This window comes from Modestobacter sp. VKM Ac-2977 (assembly GCF_026968045.1).
Classification (GTDB): domain Bacteria; phylum Actinomycetota; class Actinomycetes; order Mycobacteriales; family Geodermatophilaceae; genus Modestobacter.
On record NZ_JAPVBQ010000001.1, the window covers coordinates 1,469,185 to 1,492,764 of the forward strand.

Annotated in this window: 28 protein-coding genes; 21 read left to right on the forward strand and 7 right to left on the reverse strand. The window is 74.3% G+C overall.

What is annotated here, in order from left to right; translation table 11 throughout:
• Nucleotides 1-81: 81 nt before the first annotated feature.
• A complete protein-coding gene (locus O2V63_RS07125; RefSeq protein ID WP_269166834.1) occupies nt 82-621 on the reverse strand; it encodes a hypothetical protein in 540 nt (179 codons plus the stop codon).
• A 94-nt stretch (nt 622-715) separates the two neighbouring features.
• Between O2V63_RS07125 and rpe the strand changes: the two genes are divergently transcribed.
• From rpe to O2V63_RS07165, 8 genes are all read left to right on the forward strand, one after another.
• Nucleotides 716-1,381, forward strand: coding sequence for a ribulose-phosphate 3-epimerase (gene rpe, locus O2V63_RS07130; protein ID WP_269166835.1), 666 nt, complete (start codon nt 716-718; stop codon nt 1,379-1,381).
• Nucleotides 1,378-2,433: a bifunctional diaminohydroxyphosphoribosylaminopyrimidine deaminase/5-amino-6-(5-phosphoribosylamino)uracil reductase RibD gene (gene ribD / locus O2V63_RS07135; protein ID WP_269166836.1), complete on the forward strand. Its 1,056-nt coding sequence runs from the start codon at nt 1,378-1,380 to the stop codon at nt 2,431-2,433. Before rpe ends, ribD begins: the two co-directional genes overlap by 4 nt.
• A gap of 1 nt (nt 2,434) precedes the next feature.
• A complete protein-coding gene (locus O2V63_RS07140) occupies nt 2,435-3,052 on the forward strand; it encodes a riboflavin synthase (protein ID WP_269166837.1) in 618 nt (205 codons plus the stop codon).
• Nucleotides 3,049-4,344, forward strand: a complete 1,296-nt coding sequence (locus O2V63_RS07145) for a bifunctional 3,4-dihydroxy-2-butanone-4-phosphate synthase/GTP cyclohydrolase II (RefSeq protein WP_269166838.1) — start codon at nt 3,049-3,051, stop codon at nt 4,342-4,344. Before O2V63_RS07140 ends, O2V63_RS07145 begins: the two co-directional genes overlap by 4 nt.
• 70 nt (nt 4,345-4,414) lie before the next feature.
• A complete protein-coding gene (ribH, locus tag O2V63_RS07150) occupies nt 4,415-4,924 on the forward strand; it encodes a 6,7-dimethyl-8-ribityllumazine synthase (RefSeq protein ID WP_269166839.1) in 510 nt (169 codons plus the stop codon).
• The gene (locus tag O2V63_RS07155) at nt 4,921-5,184 is read left to right on the forward strand and encodes a phosphoribosyl-ATP diphosphatase (protein ID WP_269166840.1); all 264 of its coding nucleotides are present in this window, start codon (nt 4,921-4,923) and stop codon (nt 5,182-5,184) included. Before ribH ends, O2V63_RS07155 begins: the two co-directional genes overlap by 4 nt.
• 91 nt (nt 5,185-5,275) lie before the next feature.
• Nucleotides 5,276-6,139: an ATP phosphoribosyltransferase gene (gene hisG, locus O2V63_RS07160; RefSeq protein WP_269166841.1), complete on the forward strand. Its 864-nt coding sequence runs from the start codon at nt 5,276-5,278 to the stop codon at nt 6,137-6,139.
• A gap of 19 nt (nt 6,140-6,158) precedes the next feature.
• Nucleotides 6,159-6,656: an SSI family serine proteinase inhibitor gene (locus O2V63_RS07165; protein WP_269166842.1), complete on the forward strand. Its 498-nt coding sequence runs from the start codon at nt 6,159-6,161 to the stop codon at nt 6,654-6,656.
• Nucleotides 6,657-6,677: 21 nt separating this feature from the next.
• Here the strand turns inward: O2V63_RS07165 and O2V63_RS07170 are convergent, their stop codons facing one another.
• Nucleotides 6,678-7,673 carry a DUF2877 domain-containing protein gene (locus O2V63_RS07170; RefSeq protein WP_269166843.1) on the reverse strand — a complete coding sequence of 332 codons (996 nt, stop codon included), beginning with the start codon at nt 7,671-7,673 and terminating at the stop codon, nt 6,678-6,680.
• A gap of 285 nt (nt 7,674-7,958) precedes the next feature.
• Between O2V63_RS07170 and O2V63_RS07175 the strand changes: the two genes are divergently transcribed.
• The 4 genes from O2V63_RS07175 to O2V63_RS07190 all read left to right on the forward strand — a co-directional run bounded on the left by O2V63_RS07175 (nt 7,959) and on the right by O2V63_RS07190 (nt 12,884).
• On the forward strand, nt 7,959-9,899 hold the full coding sequence (locus O2V63_RS07175; protein WP_269166844.1) for a PucR family transcriptional regulator: 1,941 nt from the start codon (nt 7,959-7,961) through the stop codon (nt 9,897-9,899).
• Between the two features lie 153 nt (nt 9,900-10,052).
• Nucleotides 10,053-11,495: a uracil-xanthine permease family protein gene (locus O2V63_RS07180; RefSeq protein WP_269166845.1), complete on the forward strand. Its 1,443-nt coding sequence runs from the start codon at nt 10,053-10,055 to the stop codon at nt 11,493-11,495.
• A gap of 164 nt (nt 11,496-11,659) precedes the next feature.
• Nucleotides 11,660-12,031 carry a VOC family protein gene (locus O2V63_RS07185; RefSeq protein ID WP_269166846.1) on the forward strand — a complete coding sequence of 124 codons (372 nt, stop codon included), beginning with the start codon at nt 11,660-11,662 and terminating at the stop codon, nt 12,029-12,031.
• A gap of 94 nt (nt 12,032-12,125) precedes the next feature.
• Nucleotides 12,126-12,884 (forward strand): SDR family NAD(P)-dependent oxidoreductase, encoded by a 759-nt coding sequence (locus O2V63_RS07190; protein WP_269166847.1) that lies wholly within the window; start codon nt 12,126-12,128, stop codon nt 12,882-12,884.
• Nucleotides 12,885-12,903: 19 nt separating this feature from the next.
• Here O2V63_RS07190 and O2V63_RS07195 read toward each other — a convergent pair whose 3' ends face one another.
• On the reverse strand, nt 12,904-13,299 hold the full coding sequence (locus O2V63_RS07195; RefSeq protein ID WP_269166848.1) for an SRPBCC family protein: 396 nt from the start codon (nt 13,297-13,299) through the stop codon (nt 12,904-12,906).
• Nucleotides 13,300-13,360: 61 nt separating this feature from the next.
• Between O2V63_RS07195 and O2V63_RS07200 the strand changes: the two genes are divergently transcribed.
• The 3 genes from O2V63_RS07200 (at nt 13,361) to O2V63_RS07210 (ending at nt 16,032) form a co-directional block, all read left to right on the forward strand.
• Nucleotides 13,361-14,011 (forward strand): hypothetical protein, encoded by a 651-nt coding sequence (locus O2V63_RS07200; protein ID WP_269166849.1) that lies wholly within the window; start codon nt 13,361-13,363, stop codon nt 14,009-14,011.
• 100 nt (nt 14,012-14,111) lie between these two features.
• Nucleotides 14,112-15,035: a DMT family transporter gene (locus O2V63_RS07205; RefSeq protein WP_269166850.1), complete on the forward strand. Its 924-nt coding sequence runs from the start codon at nt 14,112-14,114 to the stop codon at nt 15,033-15,035.
• 172 nt (nt 15,036-15,207) lie between these two features.
• Complete coding sequence (locus O2V63_RS07210; RefSeq protein ID WP_269166949.1) at nt 15,208-16,032, forward strand: sulfite exporter TauE/SafE family protein; 825 nt, start codon at nt 15,208-15,210, stop codon at nt 16,030-16,032.
• Here the strand turns inward: O2V63_RS07210 and O2V63_RS07215 are convergent.
• Nucleotides 16,025-16,411, reverse strand: coding sequence for an ArsR/SmtB family transcription factor (locus O2V63_RS07215; RefSeq protein WP_269166851.1), 387 nt, complete (start codon nt 16,409-16,411; stop codon nt 16,025-16,027). The genes O2V63_RS07210 and O2V63_RS07215 overlap by 8 nt on opposite strands.
• 114 nt (nt 16,412-16,525) lie before the next feature.
• Between O2V63_RS07215 and arsB the strand changes: the two genes are divergently transcribed.
• From arsB to O2V63_RS07230, 3 genes are read left to right on the forward strand one after another with little or no spacing between them, the layout of a single operon-like run.
• Nucleotides 16,526-17,659: an ACR3 family arsenite efflux transporter gene (arsB, locus tag O2V63_RS07220; RefSeq protein WP_269166852.1), complete on the forward strand. Its 1,134-nt coding sequence runs from the start codon at nt 16,526-16,528 to the stop codon at nt 17,657-17,659.
• Nucleotides 17,656-18,066 carry an arsenate reductase ArsC gene (locus tag O2V63_RS07225; protein ID WP_269166853.1) on the forward strand — a complete coding sequence of 137 codons (411 nt, stop codon included), beginning with the start codon at nt 17,656-17,658 and terminating at the stop codon, nt 18,064-18,066. The genes arsB and O2V63_RS07225 overlap by 4 nt, the downstream gene beginning before the upstream one ends.
• Nucleotides 18,063-18,488, forward strand: coding sequence for an arsenate-mycothiol transferase ArsC (locus O2V63_RS07230; protein ID WP_269166854.1), 426 nt, complete (start codon nt 18,063-18,065; stop codon nt 18,486-18,488). Before O2V63_RS07225 ends, O2V63_RS07230 begins: the two co-directional genes overlap by 4 nt.
• A gap of 32 nt (nt 18,489-18,520) precedes the next feature.
• Here O2V63_RS07230 and O2V63_RS07235 read toward each other — a convergent pair whose 3' ends face one another.
• Entirely contained in the window at nt 18,521-18,976 is a 456-nt protein-coding gene (locus O2V63_RS07235; protein WP_269166855.1) for a hypothetical protein, read from the reverse strand.
• Between the two features lie 161 nt (nt 18,977-19,137).
• Here O2V63_RS07235 and O2V63_RS07240 point away from each other — a divergent pair, with 161 nt between their 5' ends.
• A complete protein-coding gene (locus tag O2V63_RS07240; protein ID WP_269166856.1) occupies nt 19,138-20,391 on the forward strand; it encodes an APC family permease in 1,254 nt (417 codons plus the stop codon).
• 117 nt (nt 20,392-20,508) lie between these two features.
• On the opposite strand, the gene O2V63_RS07245 is transcribed toward O2V63_RS07240, so the two are convergent.
• Entirely contained in the window at nt 20,509-21,918 is a 1,410-nt protein-coding gene (locus O2V63_RS07245) for an FAD-dependent oxidoreductase (protein ID WP_269166857.1), read from the reverse strand.
• 91 nt (nt 21,919-22,009) lie between these two features.
• Here O2V63_RS07245 and O2V63_RS07250 point away from each other — a divergent pair, with 91 nt between their 5' ends.
• Entirely contained in the window at nt 22,010-22,369 is a 360-nt protein-coding gene (locus tag O2V63_RS07250) for an ArsR/SmtB family transcription factor (RefSeq protein ID WP_052091025.1), read from the forward strand.
• A 19-nt stretch (nt 22,370-22,388) separates the two neighbouring features.
• Here O2V63_RS07250 and O2V63_RS07255 read toward each other — a convergent pair whose 3' ends face one another.
• A complete protein-coding gene (locus O2V63_RS07255; RefSeq protein ID WP_269166858.1) occupies nt 22,389-23,189 on the reverse strand; it encodes a DUF998 domain-containing protein in 801 nt (266 codons plus the stop codon).
• A 49-nt stretch (nt 23,190-23,238) separates the two neighbouring features.
• On the opposite strand from O2V63_RS07255, the gene O2V63_RS07260 reads away from it, so the two are divergent.
• Complete coding sequence (locus tag O2V63_RS07260) at nt 23,239-23,571, forward strand: YnfA family protein (protein WP_269166859.1); 333 nt, start codon at nt 23,239-23,241, stop codon at nt 23,569-23,571.
• Nucleotides 23,572-23,580: the final 9 nt, after the last annotated feature.

Sequence of the window (23,580 nt, forward strand, 5' to 3'; positions counted from 1 at the left end):
GACGACCCGGCCCGTCGAGTGCGGGGCTGTCGACGTCCCCGGCCCGGGCCAGACGTCGACGACTCGACGGTCGAGGCGCCGCTAGGTCGATGAGGGCTCTCGGACTGGGCCGAGCGGGTCGGTGAGCCAGCGTCGGGCGTCGCGCTGGTTGCGCCGGGACCACAGGATGTGGGCCAGCAGGCCGGCCACGACCGCGACCGCAGCGGGCACCGCCAGCACCGGTCGCTCCCAGCGGCCGTCGAGCAGGAACAAGACCGGCAGCGCCAGGAACAGCCACGGTGCCCAGGCGTTCCTCGCCAACTGGCGGGCGAGCGCATCTGCGCGAGACCGGAGCCCGGAGCCGGGGTCGACGTGCCGGTGGACGGCCGCCGTCGCACGGGCGGTCCGCGCCTGGCTCCGCCGCCAGGCCGGCACCGTCTGCACCAGTGCCTGACCGATCAGCGGGATCGCGGAGAAGGCGGCCACGGCCACCCAGGCCGCGCGGCCGGTCCAGAGGGCCCAGCTGCCGGTGAGCACCACGATCGCGGCCAGCCAGCCGGTCCACAGCAGTACGGTCCCCCAGCCCCAGAGCCGGGCCCGACGCTCGACGGCGACCCAGTCGACGTCCTGGCTGCTCGACACGGCGGCAGCCCAGGGGAGCTCCGGCCGATCCCGGGACGCCAGCGCCCTCCGGTCGCTGGTCCGGCCGGGCGGGGGTGGCCCCTACGATCAGCGGGTGCCACGGGAACCCATGATCGCGCCCAGTCTGCTGTCCGCGGACTTCGCCCGGCTCGCCGACGAGGTGCAGCGGATCGCCGACGCCGACTGGGTCCACGTCGACGTCATGGACGCCCACTTCGTGCCCAACCTGACCCTCGGCCTGCCGGTGGTCAAGGCGATCCAGGCGGTCAGCCCGGTGCCGCTGGACTGCCACCTGATGATCGACGACCCGGAGCGGTGGGCCCCCGGTTACGCCGAGGCCGGCGCCCGCAACGTCACCGTGCACGCCGAGGCCTGCACCGACCCGCGGGCCGTCGCGCGTGACCTCAAGGCCGCCGGCGCGCTCGCCGGGCTGGCGATCAAGCCGGGCACGCCGCTGGAGGCCTACCTGGACGTGCTGCCCGAGTTCGACACCCTGCTGGTGATGACGGTGGAGCCCGGCTTCGGCGGGCAGTCGTTCATGCCCGAGGTGCTGCCGAAGGTGCGGGAGGCCCGGCGGCTGGTCGAGGCCGGTCACCTCCAGCTGTTCCTGGAGGTCGACGGCGGCATCAACGCCGACACCATCGAGCAGGCCGCCGAGGCCGGCGCCGACGTCTTCGTCGCGGGCTCGGCCGTCTACGGCGCCGACGACCCCGCCCAGGCGATCGCCGCCCTGCGGGCCCAGGCCGCGCGCGCCCGGTGAACGCCGCCGAGCAGGCGGCGATGGCCCGGGCCCGGGAGCTGGGGCTGCGGGTGCTGGGCACCACCAGCCCGAACCCGCCGGTCGGTGCGGTCGTGCTGGACGCGGCCGGCGCTGTCGTGGGGGAGGGGGCGACCTCCCCGCCGGGTGGCCCGCACGCCGAGGTGCACGCGCTCGCCTCGGCGGGGGAGCGCGCCCGCGGGGGCACCGCCGTCGTCACCCTGGAGCCGTGCGCGCACACCGGTCGCACCGGCCCCTGCGCCGACGCGCTCATCGCCGCCGGGGTCGCCCGGGTCGTCGTCGCCGTCCCCGAGCCGACCCGGCTGGCCACCGGCGGCGCCGGCCGGCTGCGCGCGGCCGGCATCGACGTCGAGCTGGGCGCCGAGCAGGCCGCGGCCGCCGAGGGCGCCCTGGCCGGTTGGCTGACCGGGGTGCACGAGCACCGGCCGCAGGTGGTCTGGAAGGTCGCCACCACCCTGGACGGGCGGGTCGCCGCCGCCGACGGCACCAGCCGCTGGATCACCGGCCCCGAGGCGCGGGCCGCCGTGCACCAGCTGCGGGCCACCTGTGACGCGGTGCTCGTCGGGTCCGGGACGGCGCTCGCCGACGATCCGCAGCTCACCGTCCGCGACGCCGAGGGCCGCACCGTCGACCGCCAGCCGCTGCGGGTGGTGCTGGACCGCCGCGACCGGGTGCCGGCCACCGCCCGGGTGCACGACGCGGCCGCGCCCACGCTGGTCAGCCGGGCCGCCACCCCGGCCGCGCTGCTGGCCGAGCTGTTCGACCGCGACGTCCGACGGGTGCTGCTGGAGGGCGGGCCGACACTGGCCGCCGCCTTCCTCGCCGCCGGCCTGGTCGACGAGGCCGTGGTGCACGTCGCGCCCACGCTGCTCGGGGCCGGCGCCGCCATGGTGGGCGGGCTGGGAATCAGCACGATCACCGACGCGCTGCACCTGCAGGTCACCGACGTCACCCGCATGGGCGGGGACGTGCAGATCCGGCTGCGGCCCACCCGGCACACTGGGTGGACAGCGTCGACCGGCGGAGGGAGCTGAGGTGTTCACCGGCATCGTGGAAGAGCTCGGCACCCTGGTCGTGCGCGAGGACGGCGCGGACAGTGCGGTGCTGCGCATCCGGGCCCGCAAGGCGCTGGAGGACGTCGCACTGGGCGACTCGATCGCGGTGAACGGCGTCTGCCTGACCGTCACCGGTGTCGAACCCGGGCCCGACGGCACCGGCGTGTGGAGCACCGACGTGATGGCCGAGACGCTGCGCCGCAGCAGCCTCGGCGCCACCGGCTCCGGCGACCGGGTCAACCTGGAGCGCGCCGTCACCCCGCAGACCCGGCTGGGCGGCCACATCGTGCAGGGCCACGTCGACGGCGTGGGCACCGTGGTCTCCCGCACCCCCGGCGACGACTGGGAGGTCGTGCGGATCGCCGTCCCGGCCGAGCTGGCCCGCTACGTCGTCGAGAAGGGCTCGATCACCGTCGACGGCGTCTCGCTGACCGTGAGCGCGCTCGCCGACCTCCCCGAGCCCTGGTTCGAGGTCAGCCTCATCCCGACCACCCTGCGCGAGACCACCCTGGGCGACCGAGCCCCCGGTGACCCGGTCAACCTGGAGGTGGACGTCATCGCCAAGTACGTCGAACGACTGTTGGGAGCACGACGATGACCGCCTTCCGGCTGGACTCGGTCGAGAGCGCGATCGCGGCGGTCAAGAGCGGCCGGCCCGTCGTCGTCATCGACGACGAGGACCGCGAGAACGAGGGCGACCTGATCTTCGCCTCGGAGCTCGCCACCCCCGAGCTCGTGGCCTTCATGGTCCGGTACACCTCGGGCTACGTCTGCGTGGCGGTCACCGAGGAGGACGCCGACCGGCTCGACCTGCCCCCGATGTTCCGGGTGAACCAGGACCGCCGCGGCACCGCCTACACCGTCACCGTCGATGCCCGGGAGGGCGTCACCACCGGCATCTCCGCCGCCGACCGGGCGCACACCATCCGCACACTGGCCGCCGCGGACACCGGCTCCGCCGACCTCGCCCGCCCCGGTCACGTGGTGCCGTTGCGCGCCAAGGACGGCGGCGTGCTGCGCCGCCCCGGCCACACCGAGGCCGCCGTCGACCTCGCCGTCCTGGCCGGCCTGCGCCCCTCGGGGACGCTGTGCGAGGTGGTCAGTGAGAAGGACCCGATCGGCATGGCCCGCGGTGAGGAACTGCGGGTCTTCGCCGACGAGCACGACCTGGTGATGGTCTCCATCGCCGACCTGATCGCCTACCGCAAGCGCTTCGACAAGCTGGTGGAGCGGGTCGCCGAGGCCCGGGTGCCGCTGCGCGCCGGGGAGTTCACCGCGGTCGGCTACCGCAGCTCCTACGACGAGCGCGAGCACGTGGCCTTCGTCTACGGCGACATCACCGCGAACGACGGTGAGGACGTGCTCGTGCGGGTGCACTCCGAGTGCCTGACCGGCGACGTGTTCGGCTCGCTGCGCTGCGACTGCGGACCACAGCTGGACGCCGCGCTGGCCGCCGTCGCCCAGGAGGGCCGCGGCGTCGTCCTCTACATCCGCGGGCACGAGGGCCGGGGCATCGGCCTGCTGCACAAGCTGCAGGCCTACCAGCTGCAGGACACCGGCGTGGACACCGTCGACGCCAACCTCGACCTGGGCCTGCCCGCCGACGCCCGCGACTACGGCACCGGTGCGCAGATCCTGGTCGACCTGGGGATCCACACCATGCGCCTGCTCACCAACAACCCGGCCAAGCGCGCCGGGTTGGAGGGCTACGGCCTCAAGATCACCGGCCGGGTCGCGCTGCCCAGCAGCGTCACCGTCGACAACGTCGGCTACCTGCGCACCAAGCGGGACCGGATGGGCCACCTGCTGGAGATCATCGAGCCCGACGGCCCCGACACCGGCGGGCAGCCGCCCGCACCGGGGCGGCGCGCCGACGAGCAGCCGATGTGACCGGGTCGCGACCGGTCCCACTGCACACTGCACCGTCCCACCTGATGACGAACAGCACCGAGGAGAACTCATGAGCGGGTCCGGAGCGCCGGGGCAGGAGCCGATCGACGCCGCGGGGCTGACCCTGGGCATCGTGGCGACCACCTGGCACGGCGACATCACCGAGTCGCTGCTGCAGCGGTCGATCGCCTGCGCGAAGGCCTCGGGCATCGCGGAGCCGACCGTCGTCCGGGTGCCCGGCGCCATCGAGCTGCCCGTGGTCGCCCAGGCGCTGGCCGCCACGCACGACGCGGTCGTGGCGCTGGGGGTCGTCGTCCGCGGCGGCACACCGCACTTCGAGTACGTCTGCGACTCCTTCACCGCCGGCCTCACCCGGGTGTCGCTGGACTCCGGCAAGCCGGTCGGCAACGGCGTCCTCACCACCGAGGGCGAGCAGCAGGCCCGCGACCGCGCGGGCATGGACGACTCCGGCGAGGACAAGGGCTGGGAGGCCACCGCCGCGGCGCTGCAGACCGCCCTGGTGCTGCGCGAGCTGCGCAGCCCCAAGCAGAGCACCGGTTTCGTGGTCGGCCCGGCATGAAGACGTTCGACCAGCTGTTCGCCGAGCTGAGCGAGAAGGTCGAGGCCGGCGACCCGTCCTCGGGCACGGTCACCGCCGTGCGGGACGGCGTGCACGCCGCCGGCAAGAAGGTCGTGGAAGAGGCGGCCGAGTCCTGGATGGCCGCCGAGCACGAGGGCGCCGAGCGGACGGCGGAGGAGATCAGCCAGCTCCTCTACCGGGTGCAGGTGCTCATGCTGGCCCGGGGGCTCGGCCTGGACGACGTCTACGCTCACCTCTGAAGAAGGACCTCGTCCTCCCCCACGACGCGCTTCGCACGCCGCGGGCCCCTAGGACGAGGCCGTTCCATCGTCTCGCTAGGAGCTGTTCTCTGTGCTGCGCGTTGCCGTGCCCAACAAGGGTGTCCTCAGCGAGCCGGCGGCCGCGATGCTCGCCGAGAGCGGGTACCGGCAGCGGCGCACCACCAGTGAGCTGGCGGTCTACGACCCCGAGAACGACACCGAGTTCTTCTACCTGCGGCCGCGGGACATCGCGATCTACGTCGCGGCCGGCACGCTGGACGTCGGCATCACCGGCCGGGACATGCTGCTGGAGACGACGCCGCCCGAGGGTGGCGACGTGGCGGCCGAGGTGATGCCGCTGGGCTTCGGCCGCTCGTCGTTCCGCTTCGCCAGCCCGGCGGAGTCCCCGGTCGACGAGGTGGCGAAGCTGGAGGGCAAGCGGATCGCCACCGCCTACCCGGGGCTGCTGCAGCGCTTCCTGGACGAGACGGGCATGAAGGCCGCCGTGGTGAAGCTCGACGGCGCCGTGGAGACCGCCTGCCGGCTCGGCGTCGCCGACGCCGTCTGCGATGTGGTGGAGACCGGCACGACGCTGCGTGCGGCCGGGCTTCGGATCATCGGCGACCCGGTGCTGGCCAGCGAGGCCGTCCTGGTCGGCCGGGCCGGGGCCGACGAGGTGCCGGCCGTGGCCCAGCTGCGCCGCCGGCTGCAGGGCGTCCTGGTGGCCCGGCGCTACGTGATGCTCGACTACGACTGCCCCAACGACCTGCTGGCCCAGGCCACGACCCGTACCCCGGGGCTGGAGGGGCCGACGGTGAGCCCGCTGCAGACGCCGGGCTGGTCGGCCGTGCGGGCGATGGTCCTCAAGGACGACACCAACCGGGTGATGGACGAGCTCTGGGAGCTCGGCGCGCGGGCGATCCTGGTCACCAGCATCGCTGCCTCCCGCATCTGACCCGGGCACACTGGCGGGCATGCGCCGCGTCGTCCTCTCGTCCCTGGTCGTCCCGCTGATGCTGCTCGCCGCCTGCGGCGCCGGCGATGACACCGGCACGGCGGCGGGCTCCTCGACGCCACCCCCGACGAGCCCCGCGGCCGGCCCGACCGCGTCGGACCCGGCCACCGACCCCGGCTCCGGGGGCATCAGCCGCGCCGACAACGACCTGGTGATCGAGTACGACCCCGGCGAGGGGGCACCCGTGGAGCGCTACACCCTCACCTGCGTCGGCTTCGTCGAAGGCGACCTGCCCGACGCCGAGGCCGCCTGCCAGCACCTGGAGGGCCTCGAGGAGCCCTTCGCCCCGGTGCCGGACGACGCGATCTGCACCCAGCAGTTCGGCGGACCCCAGACGGCGCACGTCACCGGCCTGTGGCGCGGCGAGCCGGTCGACCTCCAGCTCTCCCGGACCGACGGCTGCCGGATCTCGCAGTGGGACCGGCTCGGGCCGCTCCTCCCGGGCCCGGCCCGCTGACCGGTCGGACCCCGACCCGGCTCAGCGCGGGCGGCTGGTCCGGTCGACGAGGTCGATCGCGGTGCACAGCCCCAGCGCCATCGCCCGCCCACTGGTCGAGCCGGTGGCCAGCAGCGTGGCGATCGCCGGTGCGAGCGCACCGTGCCCGACCAGGCCCCGCAGCACGGCCGCGAACTCGCCGCTGACCCGCCCGGCGGCCGCGTGCCGCAGCAGCGCCCGGGACAGCTCGGTGGTGCGCCCGGTGGCCAGCCCGGTCACCCCGGCACCGAACCGTTCGGCGGCGGGGTGCCCCAGCAGCACCAGCCCGGCGGTGACGCCGGCGAGGACGTCGTCCCCGGCGGGGGTCAGGCCCGGGCCCAGGCCGATCAGCCGGGTGGCGGTGCGCAGCGCTGCGTCGACGTCGGCCCGGCGGACGGCGCCGCGCAGCGCGGCCAGCGGACCACTGGGCCCGCTGGGCAGGCCGGGGAGGACGAACGCGCTGTGCGGCACGCCCTCGCCGTAGAGCGCCGAACGCAGCTGGCGGACCCCCTCGGGGAGCAGTGCCGGACGCGCGGTGGGCAGCTTGGGGCGAGGGTCCCACCACGCGGCGGCGCTGACGGTCAGGTCCCCGACGGTCAGCCGGCCGCCGCCCAGTCGGGCGGGGGCGCCGCTGGGGACCGAGACCAGTGGCCGGCCGTTCGAGGGCCGGAACAGCACACAGCCCAGCGGGAGCCGGGCCGCGTCGGAGGTCAGCACGCCCACCACGTCGGGGCCCTGCGGGGTCTGCACCGTCAGGTACACCGCGGCAGGGACCGACAGCAGGACCCGCGCCGACCGGACCGGGCCGCGCAGCAGGTCCGCGATCCCCGTGCTGGCCTGGGCGGGCACCGAGGTGCCGGGGGTTCGGGCGCCGGCCGCGGCGGACTCGCGTGGCAGGGGGATGGTCGGGACGCCGGCCCGGGCGGCCTGCCCGGTGGAGGTGTCGCCGTGGGTCGTGTCCCGGCCGTGGCCGCCAGTGCTCTCGTCGATGGTGCGCATGTGCCCTCCACCCGTGCGGTCGACGGGCGACGCCTGCAGCGGGCCCGTCCCGGTCTCGATCTCCCGGCCGGGACACCGAGCCGCCCGTCGATCGACGAAGCCGCCTACCATCCGAGCCGGAACACAGGACCGGGGCCCGAACCCACGTGGCGCGTCCCCCGTGCCTGTATGGCGATTGTCGCCAAGCGTGCCTTCTGCCGTCCAGAGACGTCTGACAGAATCTTGCGCAGCAGGCTCGTGCACGGTGTTTTGGGGGAACGTACAGTGACTGAACGTGATACGTCTGTGACATACGCTTCGCACAGCGACCGGGTGGCTACTTTCGGCAACATCCCCGCATCGGCCGAGCCTGTCCTCTCCCAGCTCCCGCCGGCCGACCGGACCGCTCTCCAGGACAGCATGGGCCTGACGGTCGACCAGCTCCTGCAGCTGCCAGGGCTGACCGGCGCGCTCGTCGTCGGCGGGGCCACCGGCACCCGCCGGATCGTCCGGCACGTGGCCGTGGAGGACCCGGCCGACCCCGTCGGGGGTGCCGGCCCGGACCTGCTCGTCGTCCTCGGTGCCCGGCTGCCCAGCGGCGACCCGGCGCAGAGCCGTGCGCTGATCGATCGGCTGCACCGGGCCGGCAGCGGCGCGCTCGCCTACCGCTCGGAGGCCGGCTCGGGCAACCCGGCCGGCGACGTCCCCGCCGAGCTGCTCGCCGAGGCCGACCGCCGCGGCTTCCCGGTGCTCGCCCTGCCCGCGCGGGCCCGGCTGGACGAGGTGGTCGCCGAGGTGCTCGGCGCCATCATCGACAAGCAGACCCAGGCGCTGAGCCTCGCCAACCGGATGCACAACCAGTTCATCGACGTGGCGCTGTCCGGCGGTGGGCTGTCCGAGGTCACCACGCAGGTGTCCACATTCCTCGCCGGGGCTGCCGTGCTCGGCCTGGGCCCCGACCGCGAGGTGGCCACCCATGCCGGCCCGGCGGAGGAGGTCACCGAGATCCGCGACTGGCTGTGGCTGCTCGACGCCGCGGCCGACGATGCGTTCGCCGACCTCACCCCCTCCCGCCGACTGTCGGGCAACCGCGCCGACCAGAGCGTGGTCACCCCCGCCGACGTGCTCGCCGACGCCGACCTCTCACCGGCCGACGGCATCCTGCTGGTGCCGGGGCACCACGAGCTGCCCGGCGGGCTGGGGGAGTACGCGGTCGCGCCGATCATGGCCGGTGACCAGCGGCACGGCTGGCTGGTCGCGGTGAACCGGCACGGCCCGATGCTGCTGGGCGCCGGCGCGGTGCTCGAGCAGGCCGCCGTCATCGCCGCGCTGTCGGAGATCCGTTCGCAGGCGGTCCACTCGGTGGAGCTTCGGTTCCAGGGCGACATGGTGCGCCGGCTGGTCGGCGGGACCTTCGCGCACACCGAGCGGGCGCTGGCCTACGCCCGTTCCTTCGGCTGGCGGCTCGACGGCCCGGTCGTCGTCCTGGTGACCGCCACGGAGACGGTGGCCGACGCCGGGGCCGACCCGACCAGGGCACTGGACGTGCTGGACCGGCTGGCCGACGGCTGGCGGGCGGCGGTGGACAGCGAGGTCGCCGGTGCGGCGGTCGCCGGGCTGGCCACGGAGATCGTCACCGTGCTGCCGCTGGACGGACGCACCCCCGAGGAGCTCTCCAGCCTGGTCGCCTCGGTGACCGCCCGGGTCAACGCCCGGCTGCGCCGGGTGGGCCGGCTGCTGGGCACCGGTATCGGCCGCCCCGCCGAGTCGCTGTCGGCACTGGGGGAGGCATACCAGCAGTCGCAGCGGGCCCTGGTCGTCGGTCAGGAGATCCACGGCGGCCACGCGGTGACCCACTTCGACCAGCTCGGCGTCTTCCGGCTGTTGTCGCTGATCCCGGACAGCAACGAGCTGCGCTCCTACGTCGACGAGGTGCTCGGCACGCTGGCCGACTCCTCCGACCCGGACTCGGTCGACCTGCGGGAGACGCTGCGGGTGCTGCTGGAGACCAACCTCAACGTCGCGGAGTCCGCCCGCCGACTGCACTTCCACTACAACACGATGCGCTACCGGATCGGCAAGCTGGAGCGGCTGCTCGGCCCCTTCACCACCGACCCCACGCTGCGGCTGAACCTGCTGCTCGCGCTGCACGCCTCGCGCATCCGCGGACTGGACCAGCCGCACCGGCCGCCGGTGGAGAGCGTGGTCGCCGCGGTCCTGGACGACGGGCTCGAGTCCCTGGTCTGAGGCGGCCGCGCGTCCGCACTGTTACGGCCGTGTTCACCCGGCGCTCCGTGATGGGAACGTGTCCACGACCCCCTGGTGTGATCCACGGACTTCTGCCACTGTCCGGTACCTCAGCGCTGAGCTACTTGCTCGGCGGAGCTGCGAGGAGGACTGATGGCGTTCGGCTGGAAGCTCTACGGGGACGGGAAGACCCCGCCGCTGGGTGAGGCGGTGGCCCCCGACGAACGACTGTCGTGGCCGCTGACCGTCGGCATCGGCGCGCAGCACGTCGTCGCCATGTTCGGGGCGACCTTCGTCTTCCCGCTGATCATGGGGCTGGACGCCAACCTGGCGATCATGATGAGCGGGATAGCCACGATCATCTTCCTGCTCATCGTGCAGGGGAAGGTGCCCTCCTACCTGGGCACCAGCGCCGCGTTCGTCGGCGGCGTCGCCGCGGTCCGCGCCCAGGGCGGGGACAGCTCCGACGTGGTCGGCGCGATCCTCGTCTCCGGCATCGTGCTGGCGCTGGTCGGCCTGCTCATCCAGGCCGCCGGTGTGCACGTGGTGAACCGGGTGCTGCCCCCGGCGGTGACCGGCGCGGTGGTCCTGCTGATCGGCTTCAACCTGGCTCCGGTCGCCGCAGGCCTGTACTGGCCGCAGGACCAGTGGGTCGCCCTGGCCACCATGGCCTTCGTCATCGTGGTCTCGCTGGCGCTGCGCGGCTTCTGGGCCCGGATCTCGATCCTGCTCGGCCTGGTCTTCGGCTACCTGCTCTCGCTGCTGCTGGACACCTTCTCCCAGGCGGTCACCTACGACGCCGCAGGCGTGGGGACGGCGCACGACCGCGTCGACCTCAGCGGTGTCGCCGACGCGTCGTGGTTCGGGCTCCCGGAGCTCACCGCGCCGTCCTTCTCGGTCAACTTCGCGCTGCTGGTGCTCCCGGCGGTGATCGCGCTCGTCGCGGAGAACGCCGGCCACGTCAAGGCGGTCGGCGAGATGACCAAGCGCGATCTGGACCCGGTGCTCGGCCGGGCGGTCTTCGCCGACGGCGCCGCCACCGTGGTCGCCACCTCCGTGGGTGGCTCCCCGACGACGACCTACGCGGAGAACATCGGCGTCATGGCCGCCACCCGGGTCTACTCGACCGCGGCCTACTACGTCGCCGCCCTGGTGGCGATCATGCTCGGGCTGGTGCCCAAGTTCGGCGCCATCGTCAACGCCACCCCCGGTGCGGTGCTCGGCGGCATCACCGTCGTCCTCTACGGGATGATCGGCCTGCTCGGCGCCAAGATCTGGAAGGAGAACCGGGTCGACTTCGCCAACCCGATCAACCTCGTGCCGCTGGCGGCCGGGATCATCATCGGGATCGGCGACGTCCAGCTGCGGTTCAGCAGCGAGTACTCCATCGGTGGCATCGCGCTGGGCACGATCGTCGCCGTCGTCGGTTGGCACGTCGCCCGCATGCTGGCCCCGGCGGAGATGAAGGCGGCGCTGTACCAGGAGGGTGGCTTCGCCGCCGGCACCGGTCCGGCGCTGGGGGCCGCCGGCAGTCACAACACCGACCCGGGTGGGCCCGACCCCTCCGACGTCGACCGGGTCGACCGGACCCGCTGACCCTTGCACGCACCGGCCCGGCTCCCCGCGAGGAGCCGGGCCGGTGGCACGTCCACGACCGTCACGCGGTGGCGTGCCTGTACGGATCTTGCCTGGGCACGTGATGATGGCCGCCGACACCAGCCGGACGGTTCCGGATCGGCACGGACAGCCAGGGAGACCACATGGACCTCCGACTCCAGCTCGTCACCGTCCCCGTCACGGACGTGGACCGGGCCACGGCGTTCTACGTCGACCAGGTCGGCTTCCAGGTCCAGCAGGACATCCGGGTCGATGAGGAGCACCGGTTCGTGGAGCTGCTGCCACCGGGTTCGGCCTGCTCGATCGCCCTGACCGCCGGCTACGTCGACGCCGAACCCGGCTCGTTGCGCGGCGTGCAGCTCGACGTCGACGACGTCCACGCGGCACACGCCGCCCTGCGCGCCGGCGGGGTGGCGGTCACCGACGTCGAGGAGCACCCCTGGGGCAGTTTCTGCTTCTTCTCCGATCCGGACGGCAACGGCTGGTCGGTGCACCAGCCGCCTCGGCTCGGCTGAGCACCAGGTCCCGGGCGGCGCGAGGGCGTGAGGCCCGCCGTCCCGGGGCACTGGGGCTCCGGGGCCGCACCGGTCGGCCCGGGAGAGAGGGAGCATGACCGAGAACAGCCGGCCGTTGCAGGGAAAGGTCGCCCTGGTCACCGGGGCGTCGTCAGGGATCGGGGAGGCCACCGCGATCGCGCTGGCCGAGGCGGGGGCGGCGGTCGCCATCGGCGCCCGGCGCAAGGACCGGCTCGACGCGCTGGCCACGAAGCTGCGCGACGACGGTGCCCGGGTGTTGCAGCTGGACCTCGACGTCACCGACGAGCAGGCCTGCACCGCGGCGGTCACCCGCACCCGCGAGGAGCTCGGCGGGCTCGACGTCCTGGTCAACAACGCCGGGGTGATGCTGCTGGGCACCATCGTCGGCGCCGACCCGGAGGACTGGCGCCGCATGATCGACACCAACGTCCTCGGCGTGCTGTACATGACCCACGCCGCGATCGAGGGCATGGTCGAGCAGGGGTCGGGCGACGTGGTGAACATGTCCAGCGTCGCCGGCCGGACCGCCCGCAAGGGCGCCGGGGTCTACAACGCCAGCAAGTGGGCGGTGAACGCCTTCAGCGAGTCGCTGCGCCAGGAGGTCACCGGCCGCGGCGTGCGGATCAGCCTGGTCGAGCCGGGGGCGGTGGCCACCGAGCTGACCGACCACATCACCCAGCCCGAGGCCAAGCGGGCGTCGCAGGAGATGGCGGCGGGGATGACCCGGCTGCAGGCCGAGGACATCGCCCGGGCGGTGCTCTACGTGGTCAGCCAGCCGGGCCACGTGGCGGTCAACGAGGTGCTGGTGCGCCCCACCGACCAGGAGCGCTGAGCCGACCGGCAGTGGGGCGTCAGCCGGCCTCGAGGACCCGCTTCAGGGTCTCGAGGTCGGCGGCCACCGCCGCGGAATCGGCCTCGAACTCCTCGGCCGTGGCGCCGCTCGCCCGGCGGAGGGTGAAGACCACCTCGCTGCCGGCGCCGTCGGCGAGCACCCGCACCGGGTTGGTGGTGGTCGTGCCGTCGGGCAGGACGACGTCGTGGTCGAGCACCCCGTACTCGTTGACCGGCACGAACCGCACGAGCACGCGGCCCATCGGGGAGTCCGCCACCCACTCGCCGCGTTCCCGGCGGATCCCGGTGGCCAGGCCGGCGGCCCACCGTGGCAGGTGGGCCGGGTCGCGGACCCAGCCGTAGACCTCAGCGGCGGGCCGGTCGATGGAGACGGTGAGGTGCCGGGACTCGCTCATGCCGGCATCGTGCCAGCCACGGACTGGCACCGGCGGGGTAACCTGCGACACCCTGCCCACCGTGGACCCCACCTCGGCGTGCACCGGGCCTGCGGAGACGGACGACGACCCCCGCTGGGCCCAGGCGCTGGCCAGGGCCGCACGGGCGCCGAGCACCAGCGCACGACCACGGCTGCTCACCTGGTCGTGGGTGCTGGCCCTCACGGTGCTGGCGCTGGCCGGCGCGCTGCTCGTCGCGGTGCTGTCCACGGACGCACTGGTGCCCGACCCCGGACCGTCCGGCGGCTGGGAGGATGCCGGCCTCGTCGTCCAGGGCGCCGGCCTGGCGGTGATGGTCGGCTACGGGTTCGTCGCGTGGCGGACTGGGCTGTTCCAGGCCGCGTGGTGGCAGCCGACCGCTGTGCTCAGCTGGGCACAGCGACGCAGACTGCTGGCCCAGGTCCGCGGGCGGGCGGCGGTCGACCCGGCGCGGCTGCCGCTGGCCAGGGCCCAGGCTCGCCGGCTGGTGCTGCAGCGCGACCAGCTCCTGCTGCTCGTCGGCGTTCTCGTGCAGCAACTGGGGCGCGCGATCGGTGACCCGACACAGTCGACCGTGGCCTTCACGGCGCTGGCGACGGTGGTGCTGCTCGCCGTGGCCGGCCTGCTGTGGCGGCAGGCCCGGCGGGCGGAGCGGTTCCTCGCCGACCACCCGGACCCCGGGTTCCGGGGCTGACCGCGTCGATCCGGCCATCGTCCGGGGCGGGACGGCCAATGCGGGTGCGACGACCGGAAACCGCCGGATCCCGTCGTCGGCGCCCCCTAGCGTCCGGTGCGTGTCCAGCCCCGCTCCGCGCGAACCGCTCACCCTCCTCGCCGTCAGCGTCACCGTCCTGGCCTGGGCGTCGGCGTTCATCGGCATCCGCGCAGTCGGCGAGGACCTGTCGCCCGGAGCCCTGGCGCTCGGCCGGCTGGTCGTCGGCACCGCCGTCCTGGGGGCGCTGCTGGCCCGGCGCGGCTGGGTGGCCCCGACGGCGGGGGAGTGGCGGCTGCTCGCCGTGTGCGGGATCGGCTGGTTCGGCATCTACAACCTGGCGCTGAACGCCGCCGAGCAGCACCTGGACGCCGGCACCACGGCGATGCTGGTCAACATCGGCCCGGTGCTGATCGCGGTCCTCGCCGGCCTGCTGCTGGGCGAGGGCTTCCCGCGCTGGCTGGTCATCGGCCTGGGCGTGGCCTTCTGCGGGGTGCTGCTGATCGGCTTCGCCACCCGTGACGCCGGGGCCGACCTGCTGGGCGTCGTCCTGTGCGTGGTCGCGGCGGTCACCTACGCCGCGGGCGTGGTGGCGCAGAAGCCGTTGCTGCGCCGGCTGCCCGCCCTGCAGGTGACCTTCACCGCCTGTGCGATGGGGGCGCTCTGCTGCCTGCCCTGGGCCGGTGTGCTCGTCGACGAGCTGGGCACCGCGCCCGCGTCCTCGATCGCCGGCACCGTCTACCTCGGCGCGGTGCCGACGGCGCTGGCCTTCAGCACCTGGGCGTACGCGCTGCACCGGATGGACGCCGGCCGGCTGGGCGCGACCACCTACCTGGTGCCCCCGATCGTCGTGCTGATGGGCTGGGTGCTGCTGGACGAGGTGCCCCCTGCGCTCGCCGTCGTCGGTGGCGGGGTGTGCCTGCTGGGCGTGGCCCTCTCCCGGCGGCGCACCCGGGCGCGCCGGCCGGTGCCGGTGCCGCAGGAGGCCGGGACCTCGACGGTCTGAACGGCTCCGCGCGGCGGGTGAGCCGCGGTCGGCGGCGGGGAGTTGCCGACCTCTCACGCGTCGTCGCACGGACCAACGGTGGGCGGGACGCAGACTCTCGGTGAGCGGCCGTGCCGTCCCGTTCCGTCGACGGGGAGACGCCTCGGGCCGAGGAGAGGAGTCCGTGGCCGGGATGACGCACGTGTTCCCGGGTGAGCTGCTCCCCGAGGGGCTGACCCCCGAGGTGCTCGCGCTCGTGCTGGTCGCCGCACTGGCAGCCGGGTGGATCGACGCCGTCGTCGGTGGCGGCGGCCTCCTGCAGCTGCCCGCGTTGTTGCTGGTGCCGGGGATGAGCCCGGTCCAGGCCCTCGCGACCAACAAACTGGCCTCCGTCTTCGGCACCACGACGAGCGCCGTCACCTACTACCGCCGCGTGCACCCCGACCTGCGGACCGCCCTCCCGATGGCCGGGGTCGCTCTGGTGTGCAGCTTCGCGGGGGCCTCGGTGGCCGCAGCGCTGCCGGCCAGCGTGTTCAAACCGGTCATCGTGGTCGCGCTCATCGCGATCGCGGCGTTCACCGTGCTGCGTCCCTCCCTCGGGGAGGTGACCGCGCTGCGCCACAGCGGGCGTCGCCACCACGGCGTGGCCGCGGCGACGGGCGCCGGGATCGGCTTCTACGACGGCATCCTCGGTCCGGGCACCGGGTCGTTCCTCGTGTTCGCCATGGTCTCGCTGCTGGGGTACGACTTCCTCAACGCCAGCGCCAAGGCCAAGATCGTCAACGTCGCCACCAACCTGGGGGCCCTGCTCTTCTTCGTGCCCTACGGTGCCGTCTTCTGGGGTCTGGGTCTCCTCCTCGGTGCGGCCAACACGTTCGGGGCGTACCTGGGTGCGCGGACGGCGACCGCCCGGGGCAGCCGCTTCATCCGGGTCGTCTTCCTGGTCGTCGTCACCGCGTTGATCGGCCGGGTCGGCTGGGACGTCTGGACGGAGAACCTGCGGCCTCTCCTCAGCTGAGGTCGACGGTCGAGCGGGCGCCGGGCAGCGCGGTCGCGACCGCGTCCAGCGCGCCGGGCACCAGCGAGAAGTACGCCCACACCCCGCGCTTGTCGCGGGTGAGGAAGCCGGCGTCCACCAGCACCTTGAGGTGGTGGGACACGGTCGGCTGGGACAGGCCCAGCGGCTCGGTGAGGTCGCAGACGCAGACCTCGCGGCCCTCGTTGCCGGCCACCAGGGCGAGCACCCGGAGCCGCGCCGGGTCCGCCAGCGCCTTGAGGATGCGGGCCAGGTCGGCGGCCTGTTCCGCGCTCATCGCACCGGCGAGGTCGGCGGGGGAGCAGCCGGGCGCCCGGACGTCGACGAGCTCGAGGCCGGCCGTCGTTCCGCTGCTGTTCACCCGGCCAGTATCGACCGGGCATTGACGGGTGTCGATACCTCGGGGCATCCTCTGCGAGATAGACGCCCGTCGATGCACGTCCCCGTCCAGGGGACAGAGGAGCAGCCCACCCCCATGAGCGATCTCGCCGCGGAGACCCCCCGCTCCGGCACCGACCTCGAGACCCCGGTGCTGGCCCGGTTGTCCACCCTGGACCGCTTCCTGCCGGTGTGGATCGTCGCCGCGATGGTCCTCGGCCTGCTGCTCGGCCGGTTCGTCCCCGGGCTGGACGACGCGCTGGACGCCGTCCGGGTCGGTGAGGTGAGCCTGCCGATCGCCATCGGGCTGCTGCTGATGATGTACCCGGTGCTGGCCAAGGTGCGGTACTCCGAGCTCGACCGGGTGACAGGGGACCGGAAGCTGCTGGGCGCCTCGCTGGTGCTGAACTGGCTGGTCGGCCCGGCGCTGATGTTCGCCCTCGCCTGGCTGCTGCTGCCCGACCTGCCCGAGTACCGCACCGGGCTGATCATCGTGGGCCTGGCCCGCTGCATCGCCATGGTGCTGATCTGGAACGACCTGTCCTGCGGTGACCGGGAGGCCGGCGCCGTCCTGGTGGCGATCAACTCGGTCTTCCAGATCTTCGCCTTCGCCGTCCTCGGCTGGTTCTACCTGCAGGTGCTGCCCGGCTGGCTGGGGCTGTCGACCACGTCGGCGGAGTTCAGCTTCTGGGCGATCGTGCTCTCGGTGCTGGTCTTCCTCGGCATCCCGCTGGTCGCCGGCTTCCTGACCCGCACGATCGGCGAGCGGGCCAAGGGGCGCGACTGGTACGAGGGGAGCTTCCTCCCCAGGATCGGCCCGGTCGCGCTCTACGGGCTGCTGTTCACCATCGTCATGCTCTTCGCCCTGCAGGGCGATGCGATCACCTCGAACCCGTGGGACGTCGTCCGCATCGCGCTGCCGTTGCTGGCGTACTTCTTCCTCATGTTCGGCGGGTCGTTCCTGCTCGGCATGCGGCTGGGGCTGGGCTACGCCAAGACCGCCACGCTGGCCTTCACCGCCGCCGGCAACAACTTCGAGCTCGCGATCGCGGTGGCGATCGGCACCTTCGGCGTCACCTCCGGGCAGGCGCTGGCCGGGGTCGTCGGCCCGCTGATCGAGGTGCCGGTGCTGGTCGCGCTGGTCTACGTCTCGCTCTGGGCCGCCCGCCGCTGGTTCCCGGGCGACCCCACCGTCCCGGCCGTCCCCGACCCCTCCCGGAGGAACGCATGACCACGCCCAGCGTCCTGTTCGTCTGCGTGCACAACGCCGGCCGCTCCCAGATGGCCGCCGGCTGGCTGCGGCACCTGGCCGGCGACGCCGTCGAGGTGCGTTCGGCCGGTTCGGTGCCCGGCGACCAGGTGAACCCGTCCGCGGTCGCGGCCATGGCCGAGGTCGGCATCGACATCTCCGACCAGCGGCCCAAGGTGCTCACCACCGACGCCGTCGAGGCCTCCGACGTCGTCATCACCATGGGCTGCGGGGACGCCTGCCCGGTCTTCCCGGGCAAGCGGTACCTCGACTGGGCACTGGAGGACCCGGCCGGCAAGGGCGTGGACTCCGTGCGCCCGATCCGGGACGAGATCGAGACGCGCATCCGTGGGCTGCTCACCGAGCTCCAGGTGCCTGTCACCCCGTGACCGGCCGGCCGAGCGTGCTGTTCGTCTGCGCGCGGAACTCCGGGAAGTCGCAGCTGGCCGCGGCGCTGATGGCGGACCTCGCCGGGGACGCCGTCGAGGTGGCCTCCGCCGGGACGGCGCCCGGCGACGCGCTGAACGAGCAGTCGGTCCGGTCCCTGGCCGAACTGGGCATCGACATCAGCGGCGAGCGCCCGAAGCCGGTCTCCGAGCAGCTGGTGCGGGACGCCGACATCGTGGTGACCCTCGGCCGGGAGGCCCGCGTGGAGCCGGTGCCCGGCACCCGTCTCCTCACCTGGGACGTCGACGAGCCCTCCGCGCGCGGCGTCGAGGGCATGGACCGGATGCGGCTGGTCCGGGACGACATCGCCCGGCAGGTGCGGTCGCTGGCCGCCGAGCTCGGCGTCGACCCGCGCCCGCGGTGAGCCCGGGGCGCGACCGCGGGTGCGGCCTCCGGTCAGGCGCGGGCGTCGGCGTCCTGCTCGGCCGTGAGCTGGGTGACCGGGACGTCCGTGACCTTGCGCAGCCGGGCCGGGAGGTCGCGGCGCAACCACTTCGACAGCCCGTGCGGCAGGGTGGAGACGACGATCTCGTCGGCCGCGACGTGCTGGAGGGCCTCGCGGACCGCCTCCAGCACGTCCGGGTCACCGACCTCGCCGTCGACCGTGGCACCCAGCGTCCGGAGGTGTTCGAGCGCCTGCTCGAGGCGCTGCGCGGCCACGGCATAGGCGCGGTCGGCAGGCGAGGGGCCCAGGCTCGCATAGGCGCCGGGGCCGTCCAGCTGGTCGTCCAGCGGCGTGGCCGGGGCCACGATGTGGAACTCGTGCGGTTCCGCGGCCATGCGTTGTTCCACGGCGGCACTGAGCGTGTCGGTGGAGAGGGTCTGGTTGGCGACGATCAGGCAGTGGCGCATGCTCGTGCTCCGGTTCGGTCGGTGACCCGCAGACGCCGTCATCGTGGCGCGGATCACGGTGGTGCGCCAGGGGTGCCGGGGGACGATGTCGGCGGCCGGACCCGACTCGACCTGGGCGCGGGCGCCGGAACCGAGCTGCAGACCGGGAACGAGGAGTCGGTGTGACCGTCGGACCAGGCCTGTCCCGCCGACTCGGCACCGGCGACGCCGTCGTCATCGGCCTGGGGTCGATGATCGGCGCCGGTGTGTTCGCCGCGTTCGCCCCGGCCGCCCAGGCCGCCGGCGCCGGGCTGCTCATCGGGTTGGCGATCGCGGCGGTGGTGGCCTGGTGCAACGCGACCGCCTCGGCCCAGCTGGCCGCGCAGTACCCCGCCTCCGGTGGCACCTACGTCTACGGGCGCGAGCGGCTCGGGCACTGGTGGGGCTTCCTCGCCGGCTGGGGATTCGTGATCGGGAAGACGGCCAGCTGTGCGGCGATGGCGCTCACCTTCGCCGCGTACGCCGCGCCGGCCGGCTGGCAGCGCCCGGTGGCCGTGGCCGCCGTGCTGGCGCTCACCGCGACGAACTACCGCGGCGTGACCCGCACCGCCGGGCTGACCCGGGTGATCGTCACCGTCGTCCTGGCTGCACTGGCCGTCGCGGTCGCGGCGATGCTGCTCGGCGGCGGGGCCGGTGGCGACGGACCGGACACCTGGGCGGTCGAGGGCGGCGTCCTGGGGGTGCTGCAGTCGGCCGGGCTGCTCTTCTTCGCCTTCGCCGGGTACGCGCGCGTCGCCACGATGGGCGAGGAGGTCCGCGACCCGGTCCGGACCATCCCGCGCGCCATCATGCTGGCGCTGGGCCTCACCGTCGGGCTCTACCTGGTGGTCGCGGTGGCCCTGCTGACCGCGTTGGGTCCCGACGGTGTCGCCGGCACCGCCGAGCCGCTGGCCGCCGCCGTGGCCGCCGGGAGCTGGGACTGGGCCGGCCCGGTCGTGCGGATCGGCGCGGCCACCGCCGCGCTCGGCGCACTGCTCGCGCTGATCGCCGGCGTCGGCCGCACCAGCCTGGCGATGGGCCGGGAGGGCGACCTGCCGCGGTACCTGGCCGCGGTGCACCCCCGGTTCGCCGTCCCGCACCGCGCCGAGGTCACCGTCGGGCTCGTCGTCTGTCTGCTGGTGCTGACCGTCGACCTGCGCGGCGCGATCGGCTTCTCCTCCTTCGGGGTGCTGCTCTACTACGCCGTCGCCAACGCCGCGGCGTTCACGCAGGACGGCGCGCACCGGCGGTTCCCCCGTGCGCTGCAGGTCCTCGGCCTGGTGGGCTGCCTGGTCCTCGTCGCCACGCTGCCGTGGCAGGCCGTGATCGGTGGCACCGCCGTCCTCGCCGTGGGCATCGGCTACCGGGCCACCCGGTTGCGGCTGGCGAGCCGGTGACCCCGTGACGCGCCGCCGGCCGGCTGGAGCCGGGCGCTGCCCCACCGGTCGGCGACGACGGTCGCCTGCAGCAGCGTGGCCGCGCCGCGCGCCGCGGGACGTCCGCGGAGCCGCTCATCAGTCCAGGGCGGAGGCCCCGGTGGTCACCGGCTGCGGCGCCGGGCCGCAGCAGCTCGCCGGCTCCGCCTCCTCCGCCGACCGGCCGTGCGCGCTGCCGGTGGGGAAGCCGACGCCTGCGGTCTCGGCGGCCTCCCGGGCGCCCAGGTCGGTGCTGCACACCCCGGTCGAGGGCAGGCGCAGCTGCACCCGATCGGCCGCCTCGAGGTCCCCGGCGAGCGCGGCGGCGATCGAGCGCACCTGCTCGTAGCCGGTGGCCAGCAGGAACGTGGGGGCGCGGCCGTAGGACTTCATGCCGACCAGGTAGAAGCCCTCGTCGGGGTGGGCGAGCTCGCGGTGCCCGTGCGGGGGCACGGTGCCGCAGGAGTGGAAGTCGGGGTCGATCAGCGGAGCGAGCTGGACCGGTGCCTCCACGCCCGGGTCCAGGGACAGTCGCACCTCCCGCAGCAGGTCCAGGTCCGGGCGGAAGCCGGTGGCCGCGGCCAGCGCGTCGACCTGCAGGTCCAACGGGGCGCCGTCCCTGGCGGTACCGGTCACCCGGAGCCGCCCGTCGCCGGTCGGCGCCACCTCGGTCAGCGTGACCTCGCGGTGCAGCTCGACGTGCCCGGCCCGGACGGCGGCCTTCAGGGTGGAGCCGAGCAGCCCGCGGGCGGGCAGCCCGTCGGAGTCCCCGCCGCCGTAGAGCCGGGCGGGGGAGCGGCCGCGGATGGCCCAGCTGATCTGCGTGCCGGGCTCGCTGCGCTGCAGTTCGACCAGCGCCAGCAGGGTGTTCGCCGCCGAGTGCCCCATGCCCACCACCAGGGTGTGCTTCCCGGCGAACCGCGCCCGGTCCCGGCCCAGCACGTCGGGCAGCGGACCGGCCAGCCAGTCGCCGGCCCGCTCCTCACCGATCGCGGGGAGGCCGGCATCGCCCAGGGGGTTGCGCTGGCCCCAGGTGCCGGAGGCGTCGATGACCGCGCGGGCGGTCAGGTCCTGCACCCGGCCGTCGACGACGGTGCGCACCAGGTACGCCCGGCCCTCCCGGCCGACGGAGCGGGTCTTGTCCACCCCGGCCCGGCTCACCGCGACCGCCCGGGTGCCGGTGCGGATCCGGCCGGCCAGCTGCGGCGTCGCGGCGAGTGGCGCCAGGTACCGGTCGGCGAGCTCGGCGCCGGTGGGCAGCGCGTCACGGTCGGGGGACTCCCAGCCGGTCTGCTCGAGCAGCCGGACGGCGGCGTCGTCGACGTCGTACTCCCAGGGGGAGAACAGCCGCACGTGCCCCCAGGCCCGCACCGCGGACCCGGGCTGGTCGCCTGCCTCCAGCACCAGGGGCTCCAGGCCGCGTTCCAGCAGGTGGGCCGCGGCGGCCAGCCCGACCGGGCCGGCACCGATCACCACGACCGGCAGGTCGTCCGTCGTGTACGCGCTCATGCGATCCGCACCCCTCGCTCGTCGACCAACGCGGCGTGACGTTAACAGCGAACACTGTTGACAACAACCACTATGTGGCAGACTTGCCGGCATGCGCCAGGACCTGGACGTGCGACTGCTCGACGTCGATGAGCTGACCTCTCCCGCCGATCGTGCCCGCCTGCTCGCCCCGCAGCTGAAGGCGCTCGGCGACCCCAACCGGCTGCACCTGCTCCTGCTGCTGGCCGAGGGGCCGCGCACCGTCCGGGAGCTCACCGACGCCGCGGGCATGAGCCAGACCCTGGTCAGCCACCACCTGGCGCCGCTGCGCGACCAGGGGCTGGTCACGAGCACGCCGAGGGGCCGGAGCAACGTCTACGCGCTCTGCTGTGAGGCGCTCGCCGGGCCGGTCAAGGCACTGGCCACGCTCGCGGCGCTGACCCCCGAGGGCGCCGACGCCTGCTGCTCCTGACCGGCGGTGCGCCTCGGCCTCAGCGCCGCCGCGGGGCCCAGGGGTCGTCGGGGTCGAAGTCGTCGGCCTCGTCCGCGGCGACCGTGCTCGGGCGCGCCGGGTCCGGGGCCGGGTGGCGGGCTGCTGCCTCCAGGGCGGCGTCCCGCTCGGCGGCCCGCTGTGCGCGCTCCAGCCGGGCGTCCTCCCGCAGCTGCCGGCGGCTCGGCGTCCCGTCGGGGTTGGTGAGCGCCAGCCAGTCGTCCTTCTGCCGCCACAGCAGGGCGCCGGCCAGGGGGAGGCCCAGCGGCACGACGTACCCGGCCACCCGCTCCATGCCGCCCTCGCCGAGCCCGACGAACACCGCGGAGGCGAAGAAGATCGTGCCGATCACCCCGACGAGCCCCAGCACGGCCAGCGTGGTGCCCACCGCCTCCGAGCCGGGCCGCACCCCGTAGGCCAGGGCGATCAGCCCGAGCGCCCCGGCGACGAAGTGCACCCCCGCCGCGATCGCGTGGACCGTGGTGTCGCCGTCGGAGGGGAAGAGCCCGACCAGCAGCACCCCGAGCCCGGACAGGCCCAGCAGCGGGCCGGCCAGGCGCCCGCCCGTGCCGGACAGTCCGGGGCGCAACAGCACCGCCCCGGCGATGATCAGCACCCCCTGCAGGAGGAAGGAGGCGTTCATCAGCAACCGGGCCGGCGAGGTGGCCGTACCGAGGTCGCTGATCACGTCCGCCGAGTACGAGTAGCCGTCGTACTGCAACGCGGCGATCGCCTCGACGACGAAGAACTGCAGGGTCAGCACCCACGCGAGCCCGCCCCAGCGGTACCGGCTGTCCGTCACGGTGAGCCATGGTCCCAGCCCCGGCTGTGCGACCGGGAGACTGGCCGGTGTGACGATCCGCTCCATCGCCCTGTTCGTGCTCGCCGCACTGCTGGAGATCGGCGGCGCCTGGCTGGTCTGGCAGGGCCTGCGGGAGCACCGCGGCTGGCTCTGGGTGGGCATCGGGATGGTGTCGCTGGCGCTCTACGGCATGGTCGCCACGCTGCAGCCGGAGGCCGCCTTCGGCCGGGTGCTCGCCGCCTACGGCGGGGTCTTCGTCGCCGGGTCGCTGCTGTGGGGGATGGCCGCCGACGGCTTCCGGCCGGACCGCTGGGACGTCGCCGGTGCGCTGGTCTGCCTGCTCGGCGTCGCGCTGATCATGTACGCGCCCCGGAGTGCCTGAGCGGCTCGG